12 protein-coding genes and 2 pseudogenes are annotated in these 24,921 nt (G+C 71.0%); 11 read left to right on the top strand and 3 right to left on the bottom strand.

What is annotated here, in order from left to right; genetic code table 11:
• Positions 1-17: 17 nt before the first annotated feature.
• The 3 genes from ACIRL2_RS27045 (at position 18) to ACIRL2_RS27035 (ending at position 2,500) form a co-directional block, all read left to right on the top strand.
• Complete coding sequence (locus ACIRL2_RS27045) at positions 18-278, top strand: hypothetical protein (protein WP_402235149.1); 261 nt, start codon at positions 18-20, stop codon at positions 276-278.
• Positions 271-1,704, top strand: a complete 1,434-nt coding sequence (locus ACIRL2_RS27040) for an MFS transporter (protein WP_402235147.1) — start codon at positions 271-273, stop codon at positions 1,702-1,704. The genes ACIRL2_RS27045 and ACIRL2_RS27040 overlap by 8 nt, the downstream gene beginning before the upstream one ends.
• A gap of 574 nt (positions 1,705-2,278) precedes the next feature.
• Entirely contained in the window at positions 2,279-2,500 is a 222-nt protein-coding gene (locus ACIRL2_RS27035; protein WP_395861514.1) for a hypothetical protein, read from the top strand.
• Between the two features lie 649 nt (positions 2,501-3,149).
• Here the strand turns inward: ACIRL2_RS27035 and ACIRL2_RS27030 are convergent.
• Positions 3,150-3,422, bottom strand: coding sequence for a transposase (locus ACIRL2_RS27030; protein WP_395861516.1), 273 nt, complete (start codon positions 3,420-3,422; stop codon positions 3,150-3,152).
• A 269-nt stretch (positions 3,423-3,691) separates the two neighbouring features.
• Here ACIRL2_RS27030 and ACIRL2_RS27025 point away from each other — a divergent pair, with 269 nt between their 5' ends.
• A complete protein-coding gene (locus ACIRL2_RS27025) occupies positions 3,692-3,949 on the top strand; it encodes a hypothetical protein (protein ID WP_395861851.1) in 258 nt (85 codons plus the stop codon).
• Between the two features lie 209 nt (positions 3,950-4,158).
• On the opposite strand, the pseudogene ACIRL2_RS27020 reads toward ACIRL2_RS27025, so the two are convergent.
• Both ACIRL2_RS27020 and ACIRL2_RS27015 read right to left on the bottom strand, forming a co-directional pair.
• Positions 4,159-4,362 (bottom strand): annotated as a pseudogene (locus tag ACIRL2_RS27020) (ATP-binding protein); the annotation flags it as partial.
• Positions 4,363-4,623: 261 nt separating this feature from the next.
• A pseudogene (locus ACIRL2_RS27015) lies at positions 4,624-4,716 on the bottom strand (integrase core domain protein); the annotation flags it as partial.
• A 278-nt stretch (positions 4,717-4,994) separates the two neighbouring features.
• Here ACIRL2_RS27015 and ACIRL2_RS27010 point away from each other — a divergent pair.
• The 7 genes from ACIRL2_RS27010 (at position 4,995) to ACIRL2_RS26980 (ending at position 24,901) form a co-directional block, all read left to right on the top strand.
• Positions 4,995-5,126 carry a hypothetical protein gene (locus ACIRL2_RS27010; protein WP_395861518.1) on the top strand — a complete coding sequence of 44 codons (132 nt, stop codon included), beginning with the start codon at positions 4,995-4,997 and terminating at the stop codon, positions 5,124-5,126.
• A 959-nt stretch (positions 5,127-6,085) separates the two neighbouring features.
• A complete protein-coding gene (locus ACIRL2_RS27005; protein WP_402235144.1) occupies positions 6,086-8,731 on the top strand; it encodes a S8 family serine peptidase in 2,646 nt (881 codons plus the stop codon).
• Between the two features lies 1 nt (position 8,732).
• Entirely contained in the window at positions 8,733-13,346 is a 4,614-nt protein-coding gene (locus tag ACIRL2_RS27000; RefSeq protein WP_402235141.1) for a DUF6603 domain-containing protein, read from the top strand.
• A gap of 28 nt (positions 13,347-13,374) precedes the next feature.
• A complete protein-coding gene (locus ACIRL2_RS26995; protein ID WP_395861524.1) occupies positions 13,375-14,532 on the top strand; it encodes a Kelch repeat-containing protein in 1,158 nt (385 codons plus the stop codon).
• Positions 14,529-17,807 carry a hypothetical protein gene (locus ACIRL2_RS26990; protein WP_402235137.1) on the top strand — a complete coding sequence of 1,093 codons (3,279 nt, stop codon included), beginning with the start codon at positions 14,529-14,531 and terminating at the stop codon, positions 17,805-17,807. Before ACIRL2_RS26995 ends, ACIRL2_RS26990 begins: the two co-directional genes overlap by 4 nt.
• Positions 17,788-23,052, top strand: coding sequence for a hypothetical protein (locus ACIRL2_RS26985; protein ID WP_402235135.1), 5,265 nt, complete (start codon positions 17,788-17,790; stop codon positions 23,050-23,052). Before ACIRL2_RS26990 ends, ACIRL2_RS26985 begins: the two co-directional genes overlap by 20 nt.
• The gene (locus ACIRL2_RS26980; protein ID WP_402235132.1) at positions 23,045-24,901 is read left to right on the top strand and encodes a hypothetical protein; all 1,857 of its coding nucleotides are present in this window, start codon (positions 23,045-23,047) and stop codon (positions 24,899-24,901) included. The genes ACIRL2_RS26985 and ACIRL2_RS26980 overlap by 8 nt, the downstream gene beginning before the upstream one ends.
• Positions 24,902-24,921 lie beyond the last annotated feature (20 nt).

Genomic DNA, 24,921 nt, shown 5'->3' with positions numbered 1-24,921 from the left:
GACGACGGGAGATTCTTGTGAGCACCAACCCCGCTATCGCCGATCATGGGACGGTCGGTGATCTCCTCACCGCCGCGCCGCTGTATTCCGGCAAGACGATCGACCGGTGGCGCACGCCGCGGCTCGAGGGCCCCGGCGTGTCCGCTTCGCTGCTGGACGGCGAACGCGGAGCCACTGCGGGCCGTCCGCTCATCTCCCGGGCGGACACCCCGGTCGCCGCGGCCATCGCCCGCGAAGGGCACCTCGACAAGGCGGAACGCGGTGGCGCCGGTGAGTGACACCGCCCCGGCCGCGCCGCCGCCCGGCGGTCTGCGGCGCGTCATCGCGCCGCTGGCTCTCGCCCAGTTCATCTGCAGCTTCGCCGGCTCCAACATGAACGTGATGATCAACGACATCAGCGAGGACCTCGACACCACAGTGCAGGGCGTCCAGGTCGCGATCACCATCTTCCTGCTGGTGATGGCCGCCCTGATGATCCCCGGCGGCAAACTGACCGACCGCTACGGCCGCAAGCGGTGCCTGCTCACCGGTCTCGTGGTGTACGGCGTCGGCGCGCTGCTGAGTGCCATGGCACCGGGCCTGGGCGTCCTCATCCTCGGCAACTCGATCCTCGAAGGCGTCGGCACCGCCCTGCTCATCCCGCCCGTCTACATCCTCACCACACTGCTGTTCACCGATACGACCTCACGCGCCCGCGCGTTCGGGACGATCATGGCGCTCGGAGGAATCGGCGCCGCGGCCGGGCCGCTGATCGGCGGGCTCATCACCTCGGCCCTCGGCTGGCGCGCCGCGTTCGTGTTCCAGGCCCTGGTCATCGTCGTGATCATCGCCCTCAGCCGCCGCATCGAGGACCCCCTGCCGCCGGACCCCACCCGCCCCTTCGACACTGTGGGCACCCTCCTGTCCGCCACCGGGCTCGTCCTCGTCGTCACCGGCATTCTGGCCGCCGACGACAACATCCGGCTCATGCTCGCCCTGCTCGCCCTCGGCGTCCTCTTCCTGACCGCCTTCCTCGGATGGATCCGCGCCCGGGAACGAGCCCACAAGGAACCACTGCTGTCCACCGACCTGTTCCGCAGCCGCACCTCCAACCTCGGGCTCGCCACCCAGAACACCCAATGGCTCCTCCTCATGGGGGTGTCCTTCACCGTGGCCTCCTATCTACAGGTCGTCCGCGGATACGACGCGATCCAGACCGGTGTGATCTTCACCGCGGCCACCCTCGGAATCCTCCTCTCCTCCCTCGCGGCCGAACGCCTCGCCAAGCGCCACGCCCAACGCACCCTCATCCTCACGGGATTCGTCACCACCATTGCCGGCATCGTCGTCCTCATCCTTGTCGTCGCCGGCTCACCCAGCCCTTGGGCCTTCGCGCCCGGACTCCTTCTCATCGGCCTCGGCCTCGGCGTGATGCTCACCCCCTCCGTCAACATCGTCCAGTCCAGCTTCACCGAGGACCGACAGGGCGAGATCTCCGGCCTGTCCCGCAGCATCTCCAACCTCGGCTCCTCCCTCGGCACCGCGATCGCCGGCACCATCCTTGTCGCCGGCCTCACCAGCCACGCCTACGCCGCCGCCATGATCACCCTGGCAGCCGTCGGACTCGTCGGCCTCACCGCCGCCGTACTCCTCCCTCACCACCCGCCACACACCCACGCCCCCACCGACCGACAAGACACACCGAGCCCGGCCGGCGACGAATGAGGACCAGGCCGCTACTCCGAGGACGCGGGCGCGACCGCAGGTCGCTCTCGGCCACCCACCGCCCGCCCGACCCCGCGACGGGCGACGCCGTCTTCCAATAGGCCGGAAAAGGATGGGTCGACGGTTTCGCAACAGCGATTCCCAAGCTCCGGAAAGGCGTCGAGAGTGCGGAGCCACCGCGCGGGCCCGGTGACCGGTTCGGTCCGAAACCGCGGGCGCACCCCGCCCACACCCTGCCGGCGACACAAAATCCATCCCGGGCAGTCCCCGAGCACAAAATCGTCATCCGTGAAACGGAACGAGAGTTCGGATGAAGCCCTTCTCCAGGACTACGGACGCAACTCGGGCGACGAGCACAGGCCGACGCGAACCCGCGCACACGAAACGAGATCGGCTTCGCGCATCGCTCGAACGACCGAGGACGAGCCCCAAGCGCGCTGACATCATCGCTCAGCCCCCACCCGCTGCGCTGTTCCCACCCCACCGCGCCCTGTTCGAGCCGCCTCCTGCTCGCCCGTCACCCCGCCCCAACCGAGCTCCTCAGGACCGCACCGCCCCCGCGCGGGCGGCGCGGTTGACCCGCACCCGGATCCAGGCCGCGCTCAAGCGAGCCGGGCGCCGGCGCGGGGGCGACTGGCCCCACCAGCCGCCGCCGCTGGTCCAGGACGCGCTCGGCAAGCAGGTGCTCGCCCTCCTCATCCAACCGGACGCCGCCTGCATCTCCACCGAGCAACTCGCGGTGGATGGCGTCCCGCAGCGCCGACAACCTCGTTCCCCGTCGGCAAAAGAGCCCTGACCAGGGGCTGAATCGGTCACGCGGCACGTTGTCCGCAAGATCGCCCTTGCTGGAGGCCCCAACCCCAGTGGCTTGACGGCACCTGCGGCCGCGGGACGGTCGGAGCATGTTCCGTGGGCAACCCGCGGCGGCCGCGCGGCCTGCTGTCGTCGGGCGGGCGGAAGTCTCCGGCTCATGGGGACTTGCCCCGGCTCGGCGCCTCGACGATGCGCTCGTGGCGGACGCGTGTCAGACCGACGCCCGCTACCCACGCGGAGTCCAAGTGCGGTTCGGCGGACGCCTCGTTCGCCCGGCCCCGTCGAAGTAGACGCTCCAGCGGGCCAGGGTCCAATCGCCGAAGACGAAAACCTCCTGGGCTTGATGGCGGCTGGATCCAGACCGTTCGGAGCACGGCCACCGCAGGGATCTCGCGCAGCCAGGCCGGTGCCGTGGAAGCGTGCACGGCCGAGCAGGCGATAGCCGTCGACGGCGATCTGCCGGGCCAGTCGGTCGCGTTCGGACCGCTTGGACGGCAGACGGTAGGCATCGGTCCCGGCGCTGTCACGCTCCTGCCGTGCCGGGTCCATCCAGTTCGCGAGCCACGGGGCATTTGCCGAGGACAGTGTTTCCAGGCGGGCCCGGAGCGTTTCGCCGACGAACTCCAGTCGGTTCAGGCGCCGGACGGCCGCCAGGACATGAGTGGAGTCGGTGCGCTGCCGCCCTCCGGCGCTGACCAGGCCCTCGTCGGCCGGGCGCTCCAAGAGCAGGTCCAGCACCCGCTCCTGCAAGCCGTGGCCGGCAGCCGTTGTCGGGACCCGGTGAGCACCGTGAAGTCGAAGCCGGGGTCGGTGAGCTCCATACCCAGTAGGTACTCCACGTCGATCCTGGCCCGCACCGCGTGCGCCGCCTGCCGGTCCGTCGGATTCTCGACGAAGTGCAGCACACCCCCAGGTTTCGGTGCCCTCACGTGGCGAGTGCCGTATCAGGCGGTGTCCCATGACTCAGGCAACGGTCGATCACGGCCTGACGAGCCGCCGCTCATCCCGTACGGCTGTGCGGACGGCCTCGTCCACTCGCACGCCGTGGGCACGCCGAGGGTTTCCGGTTTTGCGTTCCCTGGCTTGCGATCGCGCGAACCGGCCTATGCCTTTGACGAGCTTTGCCTGCTGCGCCAAGATCGCGTTGACCTGATCCATGGACGGAAGGTGCGCGATGGGTACTGTGAAACGACGGGTTGCCGGAGCCGCGTTGACGATGGCGGCCGCGGCCGGGCTGGTGATTGCCACGACGGGTCAGGCCCATGCTGCGTACTCGTGGCAGCACGTTGCCACGTACTACGGCGGGTACTCCGCGAAGGTCAAGTGCGCCCAGGTCGGGCAGAGCTATGTGCACTATGGCGCGGCCAAGGTGTGGTCGTGCCTGGGCCGGCAAGACGGTTCTTGGCGGCTCTCGATCTCCAAGACGGTGTGAGGCACCCCCTGAAACGACCTGCCGAATCCCATGGCGGTCGACGGACGCGTCAGCGTCCGGCGTAGCGTGGTAGCACGAGCGGAACACGCCGACGACCACGGCGTGTTCCGCTTCGCTGACAGGAGGCGGCGCGTGCGGCCATCCACCATCTTCCGGATCAGACCGGCGACGGCGTACGTGACTCGGGAAGGTTCCTGGCGAGGTCCACAGACCCCCTGCCGGAAGCGGCGGTCGTCACGGGCGGCGAGTTCCTCGGCCGGCACCAGATCGAGGAAGTCCCAGGTAGCCCAACTTCGCCCCCTCCGCACGCTTGGTGAACTCGGCGACGGTCTCCGCGAGGTGCGGCCGAGTTTGCGTGCGGTGGTGCGGATGCGGTTGCCGGTCAGCTCGCTCGAGACGCTGCCGCCGTGGATCGGTTCGTGAACGAGCCGGTGCCGGTCAACTTGTCGTAGACCGACATCGGACGCCGCCCGACCTCGATCTGCGCCGCGGACCAGCAGAGACTGCAGCGACCGAGACTCTTCGCTTCCCGGCTGTGACCGCTGCCGGGCCGGGACGTGGCCCGTCGTGGTCCGGCGCCCCTTTCCCGTGGGCAACCCGTCCCAGTGCCTCTCGTCCACGATGCGGGCGCCCCGCCCGAAGGTCCGTGGGTGGGCCGCCAGCAGCGAGTCGGTGCCCACATCGGTGGGCGTGGAGTGCAGCATGACCTCCGACTTCGTGGCCCGCACCTCGATCAATTGCCGCGGCCGAACCCGACGCGCAGGCACCGAGTAGAGGTTCTCGTCGAACGCGACCAGGCAGTGCCACCCCGGGTCCCCGACCGATACCGGCCCCGCCCCGCGCACATGGAACCGGTGCCAGCTCAACTGGCCGAACACCCCGATCGTCAACAGCCATGTGGGTCCCGAGGGGTGGGCCCCTGCAACATTCCGGAAGGCCAGAACAACGAGGGCGGCGCTGCCCTCAGGGCTTTCTACGACAACGAACGCGTTCTCAACGGGGATAAGTTCAACGTCGGAGCAGGTCCTTGAGGAGGCGAGGCGGCATGGCCGACAGAAAACAGGGCACCGTCTTCACGGAATACGGGAGCTTCTACCTCGTGCCCGGCTTCGAGTTCCCTCAAGGGGACTGGCCGCAGTTCACCCTCTCCAGCCAGGTCGGCACGGTACCCACCTGAAGGTGCAGTGGGCCCAGGGCGACCGTGCCCGCCCCGGTCGGCCTGACGTCCCCCTGCAATCCCGTGGCCGTGACCCCGTCCCGGTCTTGAACGGGACCCTGGCCGAGGACCGCCGAACCGTCTCGCCCCGCCGCCCGGCCGGGTTGAGCACGTCGGCGGGCGTCATGAACGGCTCCTGCCGGACCAACTGCGCGGTCCGCTCGATCTCGCCGTCCAGGAGTTCGGCGAACCCCGCCGCGGTCCGGTCCGCCTGCCCGGTGCGGTCCTCGTCGACCGGATCTTTGAAGGGCAGGATGCGTATCGACCGGGAATCGCGGCGGGCGGCCACCAGGAGGAGCAGCGCGACGCCGACGGCGACCCACATGAGCGGAGACATGTTCCGGGACAGGAATCCGACGGCGCCCGTCGTCGTCGGGGCGATGAGCCCGGCCGCGATTACCACGATGAGCACCCTGCTGCTGCGCGCCGCCCACCAAAGTCGCACGATCCGCCCCACCGGACGTGCACGCGTCGGCGGCCAAGGCCACGCGATACGCAAGGATTCCCCGACGGGATGTTCGAGCGAGCGCATGACCGCATGCCCCTCTCCCGCCACCCACCCCTCGTCGCTGCCCCTCCTCCTTCCAGCCTGCACCCGCGACAGGCGCGGGGTAGAACCGCCGGCGCGGCCCTTCGGGTGGGTGCGCCGGCTGGTCCGGTCGGGTGAGATGTGGGGGTGTCCGGTGGGCGGGTACACCCCTTGCGCGGGTGCGAAGTCGGCCGGAACGGCGCGGTACACGGGCCGCCACACCGGGGGTTCGGGTGATTGACAGCGCGTTTTCCCGCGATTCATGCTGAGCGCTAACCGCCAAGTTGGGGTAATCGCCGGCCGGTTTCGAACCTCGCGTCCACCGAACATTCGGTTCGCCATGCCTGCCGCACCGTCACCGCGAACGTCGACGATCGGGTGTGAAGGCCGAATGGTGAGCACGAAGCTCGACGAAGCGTTGTCGGCACGGGTGCGCGCGCTGGAGTACACCGCTCCGAACGGCCGGGAGCAGGCGGACGCGGGCCTGGACACGGACGCGGGGTTCGTGCGACTGGAGCGCGTCAAGGTCTCCGTGCGCTTCACCGGGGAGCTCGCGGTGGTGGAGGAGGCCGGCCTGTGGACCGAGTTCCGGTCCGAGCGGGTCGCGGTCGGCACGATCGCCGCCGGCGATCTGGAGCGTGTGGCCGACCTCGACAACGTCGTCGCGATCCAGGGCAATCGCCGATCGCGACCGCTGATGCCGGCGACCGCGTCGGCCGCGTCCGCCGCGGGCGACGACCCGCTCGATCCGGCCGATCCGGTGCACGCCTTCGCGCCGACACTCACGGGCGAGGGTGTGGTCGTCGGCCTCGTCGACTCGGGTATCGACATCTTCCACCCGGTCTTCCGCAAGCCGGACGGGAGCACACGGATCACCTCGCTCTATGACCTGACTCTCCGTCACACGCTGGTGGCGAACGGAAATCCGACGGGAGGCACGCTCGTCCTGTCGTGGCAGCCACCGGGTACGTTGCCGCTGCAGAAGACTCCGGTCCTGTCCCTGCCCCTGACCGCCGCCACGGTGCAGACGGCCCTGAACGCGTTCGCCGGGATCGCCCCCGGCGACATCACCGTGACCGAAGGCCCGCTGCCCACGAGATCGGTGATCATCGACTTCGGCGGCAAGTACCACGGTTCCACATTCGACAACGCCGGCATCAACGACATCGCCGTCGCGGCCATACTCACCGGAGGGAGCGGGCCCAGCATCTTCGTGCGGCGCGGCCGGACCTTCAGCCGGGATCAAATCAACGCGGCCCTGTCCGCCAACCCGCCCGCTCCCTTTGCCTCCCGTGACTGGAACAAGCACGGAACCCACGTGGCCGGCGTCGCGGCGGGCTTCGGTCCACCGGGCTGCTGCAGTGGCAAGCGGACGGTCGGCATCGCGTACAACGCCGATCTCGTCATGGTTCGTTCACTCCACAGCGACCATGACGACATGGCCGGCGTCACGTACATCCTCGATCAGCCGTGGCGCCCCGACGGCACCGATCCCCGACCCGTGGTGGTGAACCTGAGCTTCGGCGGGGACGGCACCCCGCACGACGGCACCGCCAATTTCGAGGTCTTTCTCGACGACAGGCTGGCCGGCTCGGCCAAGAGGTCGATCGTGGTCGGCGCCGGGAACAACGGCGGCCTGTTCCGTCCGCCGCCGTCTGCCACGCCACCACCGGTGCCAGTGCGCTTCAAGGGCCACGGGTTGCACGCGATGGGCAGGGTACCCGCCGGGCCGACAGGAGCTCCGGTCACGCTGACCTTCGTCGTCGAGGTCGACGACCGCGTCGCCGACGTGTTCAACATCTGGTATCCCGGCCCCGGCCGGCTCAGCTTCGATCTGACCGCGTCGCCCCTGGCCGGCGGCGGGCCCCAGCCCGGAGTGGGGCAGTCGCTGCCGGCACCCGTCACCCCCGGATCCAACGTGGTGGCAACCCTCGGGACGGGAACGACGGCGCACAGCGTGTCCGTCACCTCCGTCCTGACGGATTCGCCCAGCGGCAAGCGGCATATCTCCGTCGTCGTCAACCCGGCCGGCAACGGGCTGATCTCCCAGGGAGCCTGGACGATCACACTGCGCGAAATCCAGGGCACCGAAACCCCGTTCGACTGTTGGCTCGGGCTGACCCCGACGGACCCGCCCGCACGTTTCGCCCTACCGGATCGAGACCGGACCCGAACCGTCATCAGCCCGGGCAGCGGCCGCCTTCCCCTCACCGTGGGCGCGTACAACCCCAAGGACAACACACTCGCGGACTTCTCGAGTCGGGGGCCGACCGTCGACCTCAGGCTCAAACCGGAGGTATGCGCCCCGGGTGTCGGAATCGTCTCGGCCGACGCCGGCGCCAAGCCGCCCAACCTCCTCGTGCCCCACGACGGGACAAGCCTGGCCGCGCCCTTCGTCGCCGGCGTCGTCGCGCTGATGTTCGAGGCGAACAAGAACCTCGACCATCTCACCATCGTGAAACACCTGATCGAGACCTGCGACGCCCCGGTCCCCCCGACGCCCCCCACGCAGTTGGACAGCGGTTGGGGCTTCGGTCGGGTCAACGCCGAGAAGGCGATCCTCGCCGCGATGCCGACCACGCTCGCGAGGGAGCACGCCGCCGCGGGGGAACCCCTCGTGCTGCCCTCCGCCGCCTATCCCGCCGCGCACGTGCCCGTGGTCACGCGCGTACGCGAGGTGCTCGATCGGCTGGCCACCACCCCGACGGGCCGACGGGTCGCCGAATTGGCCGCCACGCACCACGAAGAGGTGCGACTGCGCGTCGAACACGACCGTCGTGTCCTCGTGGCCTGGCGCCGCATGCATGGTCCGCTGCTGCTGCGCCGGATGCTGCTCAGTGATCTCGCCCACGACGAGCCGGTACCGCGCACCCTCGGCGGGCAGTCGGTGGGCGACGGGTTGGCCCGTCTCCTCGACGAACTCGCCCGCGTCGGGTCGCCCGCGTTGCGCGAAGCGATCAGCGAGCACCGCGACTTCCTGCTCGAACTGCCCGGAGCACGGCTGTCCGATCTCGACGAACGAGCGGGGTTGAGCTGACATGGCCGCCGGCACGTTGGAGTTGCTCGCCCGGGAGATCGCCAACGCGTTGCGTCCGCTGGAGCAGCGGCTCGCCGCGGACCGGCGGGAGGCGTACTTCATCGAGCTGGGCCTGTGGCTGCCGGGGGGTCTGGGTGCCGCCTCGGGCGCGATCGGCACGGTGGCCATCCAGTCCGGCGGCCTGGGGTCGATCGTCGCACGGCTGGACGCGGCGATTGCGGCCGACGACGGGGCGCGGATCACCCTGGAGGGCGTCAGCCTCCTGGGGGCGTTGCGGCAGGTCTTCGACGCGATCACCGCGCTGACCCCCGCCCTGGACGCCGCGGTGGTCGGCGGGGTCGGGCTGAGCGACGCACAGCGGGTACGGCTGCGCGCCGAAGTGGGGCAGGTGCCTCGCCGGATGCTCGACCACGCGCTTCTGACCCACCTCGAGGGTCGGAGCCGCAACGCGCTCGACGTGCTCTCGCTGCTCGGGATCGTCATGGACGTGCCGGGGGCCGTCGACCCCCAGGATCCCACCGTGTTGCAGGTTCGACGTCGCACACTGCGGCTGGACCGCCTGCCCACCCTGTTCACCGCCCCCGGCGATCTCTTCGGCGACGTCTTCGATTTCGGTCGACCGTCGTTCGACGGCAGGGAGTTGTTCCGGCTGATCGCCGAGCATCTCGACGCCCACGACCGAGACTTCACCTACGAGGCGCCGGCCGGCGGGCCGAAGGCGCTGGACGCCTATGTGTTGCGGCTGGCCGTCGACCCGAGCAATACCCCGCCCACCCTGGCCGCGCGCGTGGACGTCGCTGCGACCGAGGACTACCTCCGGTCGTACACCCCGAGCCCGCTGTGGAAGCTGGCCGTGGAGGCGCGCACCCGGTTCGAACCGGGGCTCGAAGGGCACATCCGGCCGCCCTTGAGCATCGAACTCCGGCCCGCGACGGGGGGTTTGACCCTCGATGCCGGTCTCGCACTGACCGCGGAACACGCCGACGGCAAGCCCATCGTGCTGCTGGGCAAGTCGGGGGGCTCCCGGCTGGAGGTCGGTCGGCTCACCGCGGCGCTCGGCCTGAAGGCACAGGCCGCGCCCGGCGCCGCGGCCACCGTCGAACCCACCGCGCACGTCGACCTGGTGGACGGTCACGTCCTGATCGACCTCGCCGAGGGCGACGGCTTCATCGGCACGATCACCGGCGGCGGACGCGTCGAATCCGACTTCACGCTGCGCGCCCTGTGGTCGCCCTCGGACGGCCTGCGTCTGGAGGGCAGCGGTTCCCTCGATCTGGCCATCCCCACCCACCTCGAACTGGGCCCGGTCGAGGTCACCACCCTGTACCTGAGTGTGGGCGTGGGTGCCGACGGTTCGCTGCCGCTGGAGATCTCCACCGGATTCACCGCGGAACTGGGCCCGATCAAGGCGACGGTCGACCGGGTCGGTGTCATCGTCTCCGCGCGCTTTCGCGACGGCGGCAATCTCGGCCCCCTGGACATCGGCTTCGCGTTCAAGCCGCCCACCGGCATCGGTCTCTCCGTCGACGCCGGGGTCGTCGCCGGCGGGGGTTTCCTGTCCGTCGACTCCGCGCGGGGGGAGTATTCCGGCGCACTCGAGCTGAAGTTCGCCGGTTTCCTCGACCTCAAGGCGATCGGCCTGATCAGCACCCGGATGCCGGACGGCTCCGACGGGTTCTCGATGCTGATCGTGATCACCACCGAGTTCGGTGCCGGCGGCCTGCAACTGGGCTACGGCTTCACCCTGCTCGCCGTCGGCGGCCTGATCGGGCTCAACCGGGGCATGAACCTGACCGCGCTCGCCGAGGGGGTGCGCACCGGCCGGGTCGAATCGGTGATGTTCCCCAAGGACGTGGTGGCCAACGCCCCGCGCATCCTCAGTGATCTGCGCGCCTTCTTCCCGCCGGAGCAGGGCACGTTCCTGATCGGGCCGATGGCGAAGATCGGCTGGGGCACACCGACGCTGGTGAGCGTCTCGCTCGGGGTCGTGATCGAGATCCCGGGCAACCTGGCGGTCCTGGGCGTGCTCAAGTGCGCGCTGCCCACCGAGGAACTCGCGCTCTTGGTGCTGAAGGTCGCGTTCATCGGCGCGTTCGAGTTCGACAAGTCGCGGTTGTGGTTCTTCGCGCAACTCTTCGAATCGCGCATTCTCACCATGACCCTCGACGGCGGCATGGGCCTGCTCGTCGCCTGGGGCGACAAGCCCGATCTGGTGTTGACCGTCGGCGGCTTCCACCCCGCGTTCAAGCCCCCGCCGCTGCCGTTCCCGGTACCCAAACGGCTGTCGATCGACATCCTCAACCGGCCCGGCGGCCTGATCCGGGTATCCGGCTACTTCGCTCTCACCAGCAACACCGCCCAGTTCGGTGCCGCTGCCGAACTGCGGTTCGGCTTCTCGGACTTCGGGATCGAGGGGCATCTCGCGTTCGACGCGCTGTTCCGGTTCTCGCCGTTCGCGTTCGTCATCGAGATCGGCGCCGGGGTCTCGCTGAAGGCGTTCGGGGTCGGGGTCTTCGGGATCGACCTCCGGTTCCGCCTGGAGGGGCCGTCGCCGTGGCGGGCCCGCGGTCGCGGTTCGATCTCCCTGCTGCTCCTGGAGATCTCGGCCGACTTCGACATCGCGTGGGGCGAGGAACGCAACACGACGCTGCCGCCGATCGCGGTACTGCCGCTCCTGGCGAGCGAGATCACCAAGATCGAGGGCTGGCGGACCGTCCTGCCCCCGGGCGGCGGCGACACCCGGGTCACGCTGCGCACGCTGCCCGACACCGACCGGCTCGTGCTGCACCCGCGCGGCACGCTGTTCGTGCAGCAGCGGGCCATCCCGCTGAACGTGCGGATCGACCGGGTGGGTGCGCAGCGTCCGAGCGACGGCAAACGTTTCACGATCGCCCCCGCGTCGGACAGCGGACTCGTGCAACTGTCGCTCCCCGACGACAAGTTCGCGATGGCCCAGTTCCAGGACATGGACGACGCGGCGAAATTGTCCGCCGCGGCGTATCAGGACCAGGACGCCGGCCTGGAGTTGAGCGCGGAGCGCGGGGCACTGGCCTCCGCCCGGGTGGTCCGCCGCAGCACCCGCTACGAACTGCACATCTTCGACAGCCGAAAGAGCAATGCCGCCGCGATGCGGGCGCAGCGCACCGCCGCTGCGCCGGGATCCACCCGCCGCGAGCGCTTCCACAACGTCGGCGGCGCGATCTACGACCGGCTCCTGGAGGGCAACAGCACCAGTCGCTCGTCCCTGTCCCGGCGCGAGGCCGAGCAGCGCCAACCCTTCGCGGCCGAGGACACGGTCCGCATCACCGGGCAGCGGTACGCCGTCGCCTATCGGCGTGACAACCTCCAGGCGTTCCCGCCGACCTCCGACGTCGACCGGGGGGCGACGAGTTTCCGCAGCCTCGCGAGCGCGTCCGACGCGCTCGCCGACTGGGTCCACGCCGACCCGAGCCTGGCGAACACGCTGCATGTGATTCCGGTGTCCGAGGTGGCCGCGCCGCTGTCCACCCCCGGTACGTGGACGGAGGCCACCGCGCTGCCGGTGGCGGCCTCGGGACTGGAGGCGGTGCGTCCGGGCGGCGGCACCGTGTTCGTGGCCGGCGGCGCCGACGACGGTGGTCGGGCGATCAAGGCGGCGGCTCTGTTCGATCCGGCCCGCAAGAGCTGGAAAGCCGCCGCGGACCTGGCAGTTGCCCGCCGGGGGCACTCGACCACCGTGCTCGACGACGGCCGGGTCCTGGTGGTCGGCGGATGGGGCGCCGACGGGGCGCTGCTCGCGTCGGCCGAGATCTTCGATCCGATCGCCGGCACCTGGAGCCCGGCCGGAACGGGCCCGAAGACCGCCCGGGCGCGGCACTCGGCGACGCTGCTGAGCACCGGTTCGGTGCTCGTGGCCGGCGGCACCGGGGCCCGGAGCACCGAGAGCCGCGCGCTGTACTCGGCGGAGCTGTTCGACCCGCGCACCGGCGTGTGGTCCCCAGCGAAGGCGATGACCGATGCCCGTTCCGGGCACCGGGCCGCGGTGCTGTCCGGTGGCCGGGTCCTGGTCGTCGGCGGCGCGACGGCCACCGGCGGCCGACCGAGGGGGCTCGCGTTCTGCGAGGTGTACGACCCGGTCGCGGGCACCTGGTCCGTGGCCGCGAGCCTGAACACCCCGCGCAAGGGGCACCAGGCCACGACCCTGGCCGACGGGTCCGTGCTGGTGACCGGGGGCGATGCGACGGAGATCCCCGCGGCCGGCCGATTCACGCTCGCCCCGCTCGCCTCGGCGGAGCGCTACGACCCGGGCACCAACGCCTGGGCTCCGGTGGCGAACATGCCCGGGGGCGGGCGCAGCGGCCATCGTGCGCTGCTGCTGCGTTCGGGCCGGGTCCTGGTGTCGGGCGGCAGCGCCGGGTCGACCGTCGCCGCGGGTCTGCGCAGCACGATCCTGTACGACCCCGTCGGCCGCGTCTGGACCTCCACCGGGGGGTTGGGCGGCGGCCGTACCGACTTCGCGGCGATCGAACTGGCGGACGGGCGGGTGCTGGCCGCGGGCGGTGTGGTGCTGGCCGGGCCGGCCGCACCCACCGAAACCGTCGTCGTCACCGCCGGCACCGAGATCCTCACGCCATGACCCCCGCCACCACGAAGGGTTCGACCCCATGACCAGTCCCGCAGCCGCGGCCGTCGGAACGTGGACGAAGACCGGCGACCTGCCGGTATCGGCCGCCTGGTACGGACAGTACGACAACGCCGTGCTGTTGAAGAACGACAAGGTGTTGCTGGTGGGCGGCATCGACGCCGCGTCGGTCGTGCTCACCAGGACCGCGGTCTACGAACCGACGGCCGCGACCTGGACGGCCGCGGTCCCGCTGCGCTTCCCGCGCCGGCAGCACACCGTGACCCGGCTCGACGACGGCAACGTCCTGGTCGCCGGCGGCACCAGCGGGTCGTCGCCGCTGTCCCCGGGCCTGGCCGCCGCCGAGATCTACAACACCGGCGACGGCTCCTGGAAGCCCGTCGCCGACATGAACGAGGCCCGCTGGGGCCACAGCGCCGTGTTGTTGGCGGACAAGACGGTGCTGGTAGCAGGTGGGGTGGCGATCCGCTCCGGGGACTCGCTCAAGGCTTTGCGTTCGGCGGAGATCTACGATCCGAACGCCGACACGTGGACCGACGCCGGGCCGATGACCGACGCCAGGACCGGCCACTCGGCGGTGCTGCTCAAGGGCGGTCAGGTGCTGGTCTGCGGCGGCACCGCGCCGATCTCCGGCGGCGACGACGCGTCGTTGGCGTTCTGCGAGTTGTTCACCCCCGCCCAGGGCTGGGCGCCCACGGGGAGCATGCTCCAGCCGAGGAGCCGGCATCAGGCCGTCGCGGCGACCGACACGACCGTGCTGGCCTTCGGCGGCGCCACCCCGGGCATCCCCGGCGACGGCACGTTCGATCCGTTCCCCACCCTGACCACCGAACGCTTCGACCTGGCGACGGGGAAGTGGACGGCCATGCCCGGCACACCCGGCGGTCGCGGCTTCCACCGCGTCGTGCCCCTGGGTTCGCGCAAGTTCCTGCTCGTCGGCGGCACCGCCGAGGTGCGCGACGGCGTCGGCTATCGCAGCGCGCTGATCTTCGACGACGCGGCCCGGACCTGGAGCGCCGCGACCGGACCGGCGATCGGCCGCTGGGCGTTCGCCGCCACCGCGCTGTCCGACGGCCGGCTCCTGGTCGCCGGCGGGACCGTGCGCGCCGGACTCGCCGCCGCCGACCCGAGCGTCGGCGAACTCACCGCGACCACCGAGGTGTTCGGGAGCGGTTCGTGACGGCGAACGCGTATTCCTTCCTGCCCTGGCTGCGCGGCGGGATCGCCACCCGAATCGCCGCGGATCCCACCGGCTCGGTCACCCGGGCCGAGATTCCGGTCAAGCTGCACCTGACCGCCGAGCCGATCGGCGGGCAGCCGTCCGAGCGCTTCGTCGAGCAGAAGGTGCAGCTGTACGGGCCCGGCGACATCGTCGGCATCGACCCACGGGTCGTCTCGCGGACCGAGCCGCGCGAGTGGGTCACCAACGCGGAACCCAACTACCTGGCGCACATCGAGTTCTACGACGAGGACTTCCCCTGGCAGTACAGCCCGCTGGCGCCCGAGGCGGACACCGGAAGGCTGCGGCCGTGGCTCGCGTTGATCGTGCTGGCGGGACCGACGGACTCGGGTGAGGTGGGCGAGTTCACCGAGGGCACGCTGCCCGGCCGGCCGCTGCCCTTCGTCACGGTCGCCGACCCGGCCGGCACCCTGCCGCCGCCCGAGCAACTCGGGGCGTGGGCACACGTGCACGTCGACGGCGAACTCGACGATCCGATCGTCTCGGAGAACATGTCCTCGGCGCTGTCCGCGCTGCGCGGGGTGCTCGGCTCCCGGCCGGACCGGGCCTGCTCCCGGCTGATCTGTCCGCGCCACCTGCTGCCGAACACCGGATACCACGCCTTCGTGGTGCCCGCGTTCGAGACCGGACGCCTGGCCGGACTGGGCCTGGACCCGTCGGCCGCGCCGACCGCCGCCCACCCCGCCTGGGGGACGGACTATCCCCATCGTCAGGTACCCGGGCAACTGCCCTACTACCACCGGTGGTTCTTTGGCACCGGCAGCGCGGGGGACTTCGAGTACCTGGTCCGCCTGCTGCAACCCGGGCACGCCGACGAGCGCGTGGGGCGGCGCGACGTCGACGTGCGGCGCCCACCGGGTCCCGGGCTGCCCGGGATCACCACGCCCGCCGAACTCGAGGGTGTGCTCAAACTCGGTGGAGCGCTGCGCGTCCCCGACCGCAAGCAGGACCTGTGGGACAACTGGGACGGTCGCTTTCCCCCTCCACCGCCCCCGCCTCCACCGCTGCCTCCGCCGCCGGTTCCCCTGCCCTATCCGCACCCGTTCCAGCAGGCGCTCGCCAAACTGGTCAACCTGGCCGACGACTACCTCGAACACGCGCCCGCGATCGCGCACGCCGAGTCGGCCATCGCGCCCGACCCGCCGAGCGCGACCGCCGAGGTCGACCCGGTGATCACGCCTCCGCTGTACGGGCGTTGGCACGCGCGCACGGCGCGGCTGTTGACCGGACGCGACGGCACGCCGATCGCCGCGCCGGAGAACCGCAACTGGGTGCACCGGCTCAACCTCGATCCGCGCTTTCGGATCGCCGCGAACTTCGGTACCCGGGTGGTGCAAACGCGGCAGGAGGAGTTCATGGCCGCTGCCTGGGCACAGGTGGGCGACGTGCTCGCGGCCAACGACCGCATCCGGGCCGCGCAACTGGCCCGCGAGGTCGGCCGCGTGTTGCACGAAAAGCACCTGTCGCCGCCGAGCGTGCCGACCGAGCGGTCGGCCGACGACCCCCTCCCCGTCCCCACCGGCCGGGCGTTGCGGCTGACCACGCCGACCGGCTCGCGGGTGACGACGCCCGAGGCCACGGGAACCGCCGCGGCCGACGCGGGCCCGCTGGTCGCCGTCGAGTTCAAGGTGGGGGGCAGCCGGATCTCGGCCGCGCCGGTGTCGCCGGCGATGCGGCGGATCACCCGCCTGGGATCACGACTGATGCGCACGCTGCCGTTCGACGACGACCGACCGCCGCCGGACGCGCTGTTGCCCAGGATGGACGACCCGGCCTCCGGGATCGTCGCCGCCGCGCCGAAGAGCACGCCGGCCGCGGTCGTCACCCCGGCGAAACTGGTCTCCGTACTGCCCCCGCCGAACCCCCCTCCGGCCGCGTCCGCCCGGTCTTACGCGCCGGGCGTCGTCGCATCGTCGGACCCCCTGGACGGCTTGCCCACCAGCGCCGATTTCCTGATCAGCCTGCCCGGCGAAGGCGTGGTCCCGCACCCGGGCGGCACGGACAGCAAGGAGGCGGAGCGGTTCAAGATCGGAATCGGGGACCTGCATCGGGGCTTCGACACGGCAGCCGTCGGCGGGCGTGCACCCTCCCGCGATCCGCTGGGCGTGGTCCCGGTCGGCGATCGCGTGCTCGGCGAACTGCACTCCGACGAGACCGTGCCCAGGCAGCTGTTGAGCGAGGTGAGCCTGCCGACGCGGCTGCGGCCGTGCGCCCAACGATTCATCGAGGCGATGGCGTATCCCGTCGTCGACCTGCCGATGTACCGAACGCTCCTGGACATGTCCGTCGACACGTTCGTACCGAACCTGGGTCTGATCCCGCCGAACACCATCACCCTCCTGGCTACCGACCAGGAGTTCATCGAGGCCTTCATGGCCGGCCTCAACCACGAGATGGCCCGCGAACTGCTGTGGCGCGAGTATCCGACCGATCAACGCGGCACGCCCTTCCGCCAGTTCTGGGACCCGCGCGCGGAACTGCCCCAACCGGGCGAGACACCCGACGAGCGACGCGAACGCCTCTACGACATCACCCGCATGGACACCTGGACGCCGGCGACGGTGCTGGGCGGACACGACAATCGTGATCTGGTCCAGGCGGAGGAACTGGTCCTGGTCATCCGCGGCGAGTTGCTCAAGAAGTACCCGACGGCGGCCGTGTACGCGCACCGCGCGACCTGGGGGAAGAACGACGACGGCGTGGTCGACCCGACCGTGGAACGTACGCTCGCGACGGTCCCGGACGACGAACACCCCTCCCCCGACCTGGTCAAGCTGCCGATCTACGAGGCCAAGGTCGAACCGGACATCACGCTGCTCGGCTTCGACCTGACGGCCGCTCAGGCCCGGGGGAACCCTCCCCGGGACGCGGGCTGGTTCTTCGTGATCAAGGAACGCCCGGGCGATCCCCGATTCGGCGCCGACGACGGCCCGGGCACTCCGATCGAAGTGTGGAACGACGTGTCCTGGCGGGACGTCGACCCGCACGACCGCGGCTTCGTCACCCTCGATCCGGCGGTGCAGTTCCCGCTCGTGTCCTTCGACGGCTCCGAGGACGACCGGGAAAAGCGCGAACAGCGCCGCGAGGACGCGGCGCTGCCGCTGTGGCACTCGCGGCTGAGTTCCGCGGACGTCGCCTACATGCTCTTTCAGGCACCGGTACTGATCGCCGTACACGCACAGGAGATGTTGCTCGATGCTCGATCGGCTCAGTGACGACCTTCCGGTACTCCTCGGTCCCGTCCGACTGGAGACCTGCTTCACCTCCACCGAGCTGCTGATCCGGGTGTTCCCGGACGAATGGGCCGTCGACACCTTCGAACCCCTGCCCAGTGAGGCCGAGTTCGCCGCCTTGAGCGCCTATTGGACCGCGGTGTGGCGGGCAGGTGGCGACGCCGGCGCCGAAGGAGCGGCGTGGCACGAGTTCGTCGCCCGGGTCGCTCCCGGTCGCGCGACGTGGCTGCGCGGCGAACACCCGCCCACCAACCAGGCCGAGAAGCCCGCGAACGTGCCCGCCGACACCGTCGTGCTGGTGCTCATCGGCCCGACCGCGCCGGCCTCGGCCGACCGGCAACCCACGATCGCGTACTGGACCGCCGTTTGGCGGGCACACGGCGACCGCGCCCGACTGCGCTCCGCCGACGCCGCGTTGCTGACCGCCGTGGGCCCCGTACGCGCCCAGGAGATCCGCAAACGACCCCCGCCCGGAATCGACGCCGCGCCCACCGACCCCCGCGACAACGTCGTGGTGGCCTTCCCGGTGCTGCCGCGCCCCGCCCGGGTCGCCGCCGACTCGTGGACCCGACCCGCCAAGGCACGCCTGCTGCCCGACCGGTTCGTCGCCCTCGGATACGTCGGCGAGACCCGGGTGTTCTCGGTGCCCGGCAAGCCGGTGCCCGACGAGTTGACGGTCGGCCCGGACCCGGGCACGAGTACGAGCGAACAGCTCAGGGTGGACGAACGCACCGGCGTACTGCGCGTACCACCGGCCCTGCGCTGGCTGACCGACTTCACCGCGGCCGTCGACGTGGGCATGGGCATCCGCGTCCCGCTCGACGAACACAACCGCAACGGTGTCGACCGGCTGATCGTGCTGGGCCTGCGCGAACGCACCGACCCGCAGCAATCCGCCGTCGAACTGGGCGGGTTGATCACCCGGCAACTGCGCAGCCCGGCGGGCTACACGCTGCTTCCCCAGGGCACGCCCACGAACAACACCGAGCAGGCTCCCGCCGGCCAGGACGCCCGCGAGGAGATCGACGCCGCCCTGCGCACGACCCTCGGGTACACCGCCACGGCCGCGCCCGACGACTGGACCGCCCGCACCGACGGCCAGTGCTTCGCCGAACTCCTGGGCATCGACCCCGCGGTCCTGACCGGCATGCCGAACGCCGACCGCACCGACCAGCGCGACGCACGCGCGGCGAACACCGCGCTGTGGCCCGCGACCTGGGGCAACTTCCTGCGCACCACCCTGCATCCGATCGTGCCGGAGCAGACCGTGGAAAGGACCCGCGACTTCTTCGTCCGCAACGTCAGCGGACGCGGCCCCATCCCCTCGGTCCGGATCGGCCGACAGCCGTACGGAATCCTGCCGACCACCGCGTTCAGCCGGATGACCTGGCCCGCCGCGTCCACCCACCGCACCGCCCTGAACACCCTGCTGCGCGCCGCGCTGACGGACTGGCGGGCCGCCGCGAAGACCAAGGTCGCCACCGCCGACACCGGAAACCCCGATCCGCACCAGCGACTGCTGGACATTTTGGCGCTGCACCCCACCTCCGCCGAGTACCACCAGCGGCACGCGCAGAGCGTCGAGGACATCTTCAACCGGGAAAACCTCCGCGGCCTCGGCACCAAGGTCACCGAGGCACTGGACACCATCCTGCACATGCCGGACCCCATCCGCGGACTCCTGAAGCGGCTCGGCTACGACGCGCATCCCCCCGAGCGCCCCGACCCGGCGCTGCTGCGCCGCCTGTTCGTCGACACCCAACACCCCCTGCTCGCCCCGCTCGTCGACGACCGCCCGCTGTCCGAGACCGACCCGGTCCGGACCTACACCGCGCCGCCCGACGCGCGCAACTACCTACATTGGCTCGTCGACAACGGCCGCACCGACCTGGACAAGGTCCGCCTCGAAAGGGGCTTCGCCCGGGATCGGCCGCCCGCCGCGCTGCTGTACCTGCTGCTGCGCCACGCGGTCCTGCTCGGCTGGGAGGACACCGGACGCCGACTCGCGGTCGCCGCGCATCGACCGCCCGACTCGCTCGCCGATCCGCCGTTCGTGCACGTACGGACCCAGCGGCCGGGCGAGACGCAGCCGCCGGTGAGCGAGAGCCGATACCGGCAGTTGTACACACCCGACTTCGAGATCACCCACAGCACCGACCCGAACCTCCTGGTGCACCGGTTCATCCCCGGCGCGCTCGCCGCCGGCAATCCGCACACCGAGCCGCTCGCCGACCAACTCGACGCCATCGCACTGCTCGCCGACCTGCCCACGGCCCGCCTGGAGCGGGTGTTCGCCGAACACCTCGACTGCGCGACCTACCGGCTCGACGCCTGGCTGCTCGGACTGGCCAACGAACGCCTGTCCGAACTGCGGTTCGGCCCCGACGGCGGCGGAACCCCCCGCCGCGGGCTGCACCTGGGCTGCTACGGGCGCCTCGAAAAGGTGCGCCCGCGCGATACCGAAGGGCTCACCTCGGTACCGCTGAGCGGGGAACTCGCGACCGTGTTCGGAACCACGTCGATCACCCACGACCGCCGCAACGGCGGCTACACGCACGCCCCTTCGCCGGCTCACGCGGTGACCGCCGCAGTTCTGCGGGCCGGCTACCTGGCCAACGGCTCGCCGACCCACCCCGGTTCGTTCGCGGTGAACCTGAGCTCCGAACGGGTACGGATCGCGCTCGGTCTCCTCGACGGGCTGCGCGCGGGCCGGTCACTCGGGGCGCTGCTCGGGCAACGGTTCGAACGTGGGTTGCACGACGGCCACCCGGGCATCGAACTCGACCGCTTCCTGCCCGCGTTGCGCCGCGCCTTCCCGCTGCGCGCGGGCCGACTGTCCGAGGTCGCGGAGCGGGAGCGCAACGAGATCGACGTGATCGAGGCGCGCAACGTCGTCGACGGGCTCGAACTCGTGCTCCGGGCCACCCGCCCGCCGGCCGAGCCGACGTACCCCTTCGGGGCCGAGGACATGCCCGACGCCTCCGACGACGAACAGGCCGCGATGAACACCGAGGTACAACACCTGCTCGACATCCACGACGCGCTGGCCGACCTCGCGGTGGCCGAGAGCACCCATCAGGTCATGCTCGGCAACACCGAACGCGCCTCCGCGACCCTGGACGCCTACGCCAAGGAGGGCTTCCCGCCCGAACCGGCCGTGGTGCAAACCCCCCGCAGCGGCACCACCCTCACCCACCGCTTCGCCGTGCAACTCACCGCGGGACTGGCCCCGAACAACGGTGCGAGCCGTTTCCGCGGCGACGGCCCGCGCGCCAAGGCCGAGCCCGCCGTCAACGACTGGCTGCCGACCCTGCTGCCGCCACAGTCCGACGTCGCCGTCCTGGTCACCTGGACCGATCCGCTCGACGGCACGCCCCGCAGCAGTGTAGTCACCCAGGCCGACCTCGAACTGCAACCCATTGACCTGCTGTGGACAATCCGGCCGACCGACGACGCCGCGATGACCGACCTGGACGACCGGATCATCGGCGTCGTGGTCACCCGCGACAAGCCGCGCCCCGACGTCCCCCTGGCCATCCGATACGCCACGCGGGTGACCGGCAAGGTCACCGTGTTCGAGATGTCGCCATTGGTGGAGACGCTGCGCTCGCTGGCGACCACCTCCCGACCGCTGCGCCCCACCGACCTGATGCCCGCCTCGGGAGCCGCCACCGTCGATCGTTCGGCCGACGACGCGGTCGTGGTGCCCAGGGAACGGCCTGCGGCCGTACGCACGGGCCTGGACGCACTGCGCGCCAGGGTGGCCGACCATCTGACCGCCCTGGTGTCGCTGTACCCGCCCGACCCCGCTCCACCGCGGCGCGCGGACATCCTCGCCCGCATCGACGCGCTCCTCACCACGCACTGCCAACTGGCCACGACCGCAGGTGGATTCGGTCTCCTGCGCAGCGGCTGGGCGGAGCTGGTCGAGTGGCGCCGGGGGCTGTTCCGCGACGTGTTGGACACCGTCGACGTGGCGGCGGACCGGATGACGCTCTCGCTCGCCGAGGCCGACACGCTCATCGCTCGCTACGACGCGCTGCCGACTTCCACGCCCACCGAAGACCGGTACCGGCTGCTGGAGGCGGCCGAGCGCCTGCTCACCACGACGCCGACCAGCCCACGCCCGTCGACCCCCGCGAAACTGCGCACCATCGTCGGCACCAGGAGGTCGGCGTTCGACTCCCGGTTGCAGGGGCTCAAACGGGTCGCCCGCACTACCAAGACCACGCTGAGCGCGCTGCTCACCGAGGTCCGCGCGCTGCTGCCGCTGAGCGCCTTCGACGCGGTCGGGTTGGACCTGACGCCGCTGGAGGACCGCATCGTCACGCTGGGGCGTGATCTGCTCGGCCGGGCCCAGGCGTTGCAGGTCGACGTCACCGGCCGGCTCACCGCCGGTGACAAGGCGCTCGGCGCGTACGATCAGGCCGCGACCGACCCGGATCGGGTCCGGGCCGCGACCGAGGCGCTGGTGGCGATGCTCGGCGAGGACGTCCTGGTGGTGCCCGAGTTCACCCCATCGGACCAGTTGGCCCAGGACTGGAAGAAGGCCCGCACCGACAGCACCGCCCTGGTCCGGCACCTCGTCGACGACTTCGGTCGGGACTTCCCCGTCGACGACTGGGTACACGGCGTCGCCCGGGTGCGGGACAAGCCCCGCCTGTGGGAGAAGGCCGTCGCGCTCGGGGACGCGCTGCGCGGCCCGGGCGGGCTGCTGAGCAACGTGGTGGGGTGGCAGGAACCGCAGTTGACCCCGGTCCAGTTCCCGTATCGCACCGGTGACCACTGGCTGGCGATGGAGTTCAAGGCGGGTACCGGGATCGTCGAGGACCGACTGCTGTTCACCGCGCAGTACATGCCCGAACCCCTGCTCGCCGGCCCTCGACGCTGCGGCCTACTGTTCGACGAGTGGACCGAGGTGATCCCCGCCGAGCGGGAGACCACCGGGATCGCCGTGCACTTCGACGCGCCGGACTCCGAACCCCCACAGGCGATGCTCCTGGTCGTACCGCCCGTCACGACCGACCCCTTGGCCTGGGAGGACCTGGTCGCGGCCGTCGAGGAGACGTTCGAGCTGGCCCGGATCCGCGCGGTGGAGCCGCAACACCTGGACGACACCGCCTACGCGCAACTGCTCCCGGCCACGGTCATGTCGGCGACCCGACAACCGATCACGATCAGCACCGATCTCGCGATCGCCAACCTGCGCTGGAAGACCCGTGACTGAGCTCCGTATCGAAAACCTCCGCGAGGCACTGGAACAGCGCTCCGCGCCGACGGTCGGCCTGTGGAACCGCCTCGAGGGACGACCCCGCACCACCGACTTCGATCGCGCGCTGCGCGCGGAGGTGCGCGATCCGCTGTGGATGCTCACCCGGCAGTGGCAGATGGGCGAGTTCCGCGGCGCGGACGCCGGTTCGCCGGTGACCGCCACGTATTCGGTCGTCGCCTCGCCCCCCACCCGGTTCCGACCCATCGACGGCGCGGTCGAGCCGCTGCCCGCCGACCGCCCGCTGGAGACGATCGCCGAACGGCGCGTGCTGCCGTTCACGTTCGGCGCGGACCGGATCTCCTTCGATCTGCGGTTGGCCATCGGCCGCCGGTGGATGAAACTCGTCGGCCGCAACCTGCTGCTCAACCTGATCAGCCTCAACGTGCGGCAGAAGTACATCGCGCGCTACCCGATCGCGCTGCCCGATCCCGCCGTCGACGCCGACACCCCCCGGGTGGCGCATCCCGAGGTCTGGTCCACGATGCAGGCGATCGCAGGCCGCCGTATGGACGGGTACGAGTTCTACCTGGACCTCAAGCGCGGACGCCCCGCCTACGAGGGCATCGCCGGGCTGTTGGGTCTGCATCGAGACGAACTCACCAAGCAGGGCAAACGGTTGGTGGACTGGTTCGACACCCTCATCGATCAGCCGACCGAGAACCCCACCACCCACACCGGCAACACCACCTGGGACCCCGCACGCCTCGAACACCGATTCTCCGTCGCCGCCGGCACCCCCGGCGGCACGGAGAAGGTGCTCACCGCGCGGGAGTATCCGGGCGGCACCCTCGACTGGCACGCGTTCTCCGTCGATCCGACCGGACCTCTCGGCGGGACCGCCGCGCCGCCGGCGGCGCTCAACCGCACCGTCTTCCCCGCGCCGGTGCGGTTCTCCGGCATGCCGCTGCCGCGCTGGTGGGCCGTCGAGGACGGCCGTACCAACTTCGCCGCCGTACGACCGGACAGCACGGACCTGGCGCGGCTGATCTTCCTGGAGTTCGCGCTCGTCTACAGCAACGACTGGTTCCGGCTGCCGTGTGATCTGCCCGTCGGCACGCTGGCCTCGATCCGCGGCCTCGCGGTGACCGACGTCTTCGGCCGGAAGTTGTGGATCACGCCGGCGGGTTCGGGTGACGACGCCGACTGGCAGCGCTGGTCGATGTTCACCCTGGACACCATCGGCGACGCCTCCGTCACCGCGGACACCGACCTGCTGCTGCCGCCGAGCGTGCCCAAGGTCGCCGAGGGGCCGGTCCTGGAGGAGGTGGCACTGGTTCGCGACGAGAGCGCGAACATGGTGTGGGGCATCGAGCAGACCGTGCGCCTGGCGACCGGAGAGCCCCGGCGCGGCAGCGAGGTGGCCGCGGAGATCCTCGCGCACCGGCTGCGCCTGCACCCGCCCGCCGACCCGCCGCCGGCCGTCGCGCCGGTGGCCTACGAGGCGATGAACTCGGTGCCGGAGAACTGGATTCCGTTCATTCCGGTACACGTACCCGGGCAGAACCGGAAGATCCGGCTGCAACGCGCGGCCATGCCCGGGGTGGTCGACGGTCTGCCGGTGCGGGCTCGTACGTCGTTGTTGCGGGAGGGGTTCGACCAGGGCCGGCCGTACTTCGTCCACGAGGAGGAGGTCTCGCAGACCGGCACCGGGGTGACGGTGGCCTACAACCGCACCCGGTGGCGCAATGGCCGGGTCTCGGTCTGGCTCGCCACGCACCGCACCCCCGGCCGCGGCGAGACCTCCAGCGGGCTGGCCTTCGACTTCCTCGCCGACACCACCCCGCCGTCCGGCGGAGGCGGGTAGGCGCGAGGGCGTCCTCGCCG

The organism is Embleya sp. NPDC127516, assembly GCF_044765325.1.
Taxonomy (GTDB): Bacteria; Actinomycetota; Actinomycetes; order Streptomycetales; family Streptomycetaceae; genus Embleya.
This window is presented reverse-complemented; position numbering and strand designations above follow the sequence as displayed.

Excerpts from the sequence above, each read along its gene's own strand:
- ACIRL2_RS26995 (WP_395861524.1), top strand. The coding sequence starts at position 13,375 with ATGACCAGTCCCGCAGCCGCGGCCGTCGGAACGTGGACGAAGACCGGC.
- ACIRL2_RS27000 (WP_402235141.1), top strand. The coding sequence starts at position 8,733 with ATGGCCGCCGGCACGTTGGAGTTGCTCGCCCGGGAGATCGCCAACGCG.
- ACIRL2_RS27010 (WP_395861518.1), top strand. The coding sequence starts at position 4,995 with ATGGCCGACAGAAAACAGGGCACCGTCTTCACGGAATACGGGAGCTTC.
- ACIRL2_RS27005 (WP_402235144.1), top strand. The coding sequence starts at position 6,086 with ATGGTGAGCACGAAGCTCGACGAAGCGTTGTCGGCACGGGTGCGCGCG.
- ACIRL2_RS26985 (WP_402235135.1), top strand. The coding sequence starts at position 17,788 with ATGCTCGATCGGCTCAGTGACGACCTTCCGGTACTCCTCGGTCCCGTC.
- ACIRL2_RS27025 (WP_395861851.1), top strand. The coding sequence starts at position 3,692 with ATGGGTACTGTGAAACGACGGGTTGCCGGAGCCGCGTTGACGATGGCG.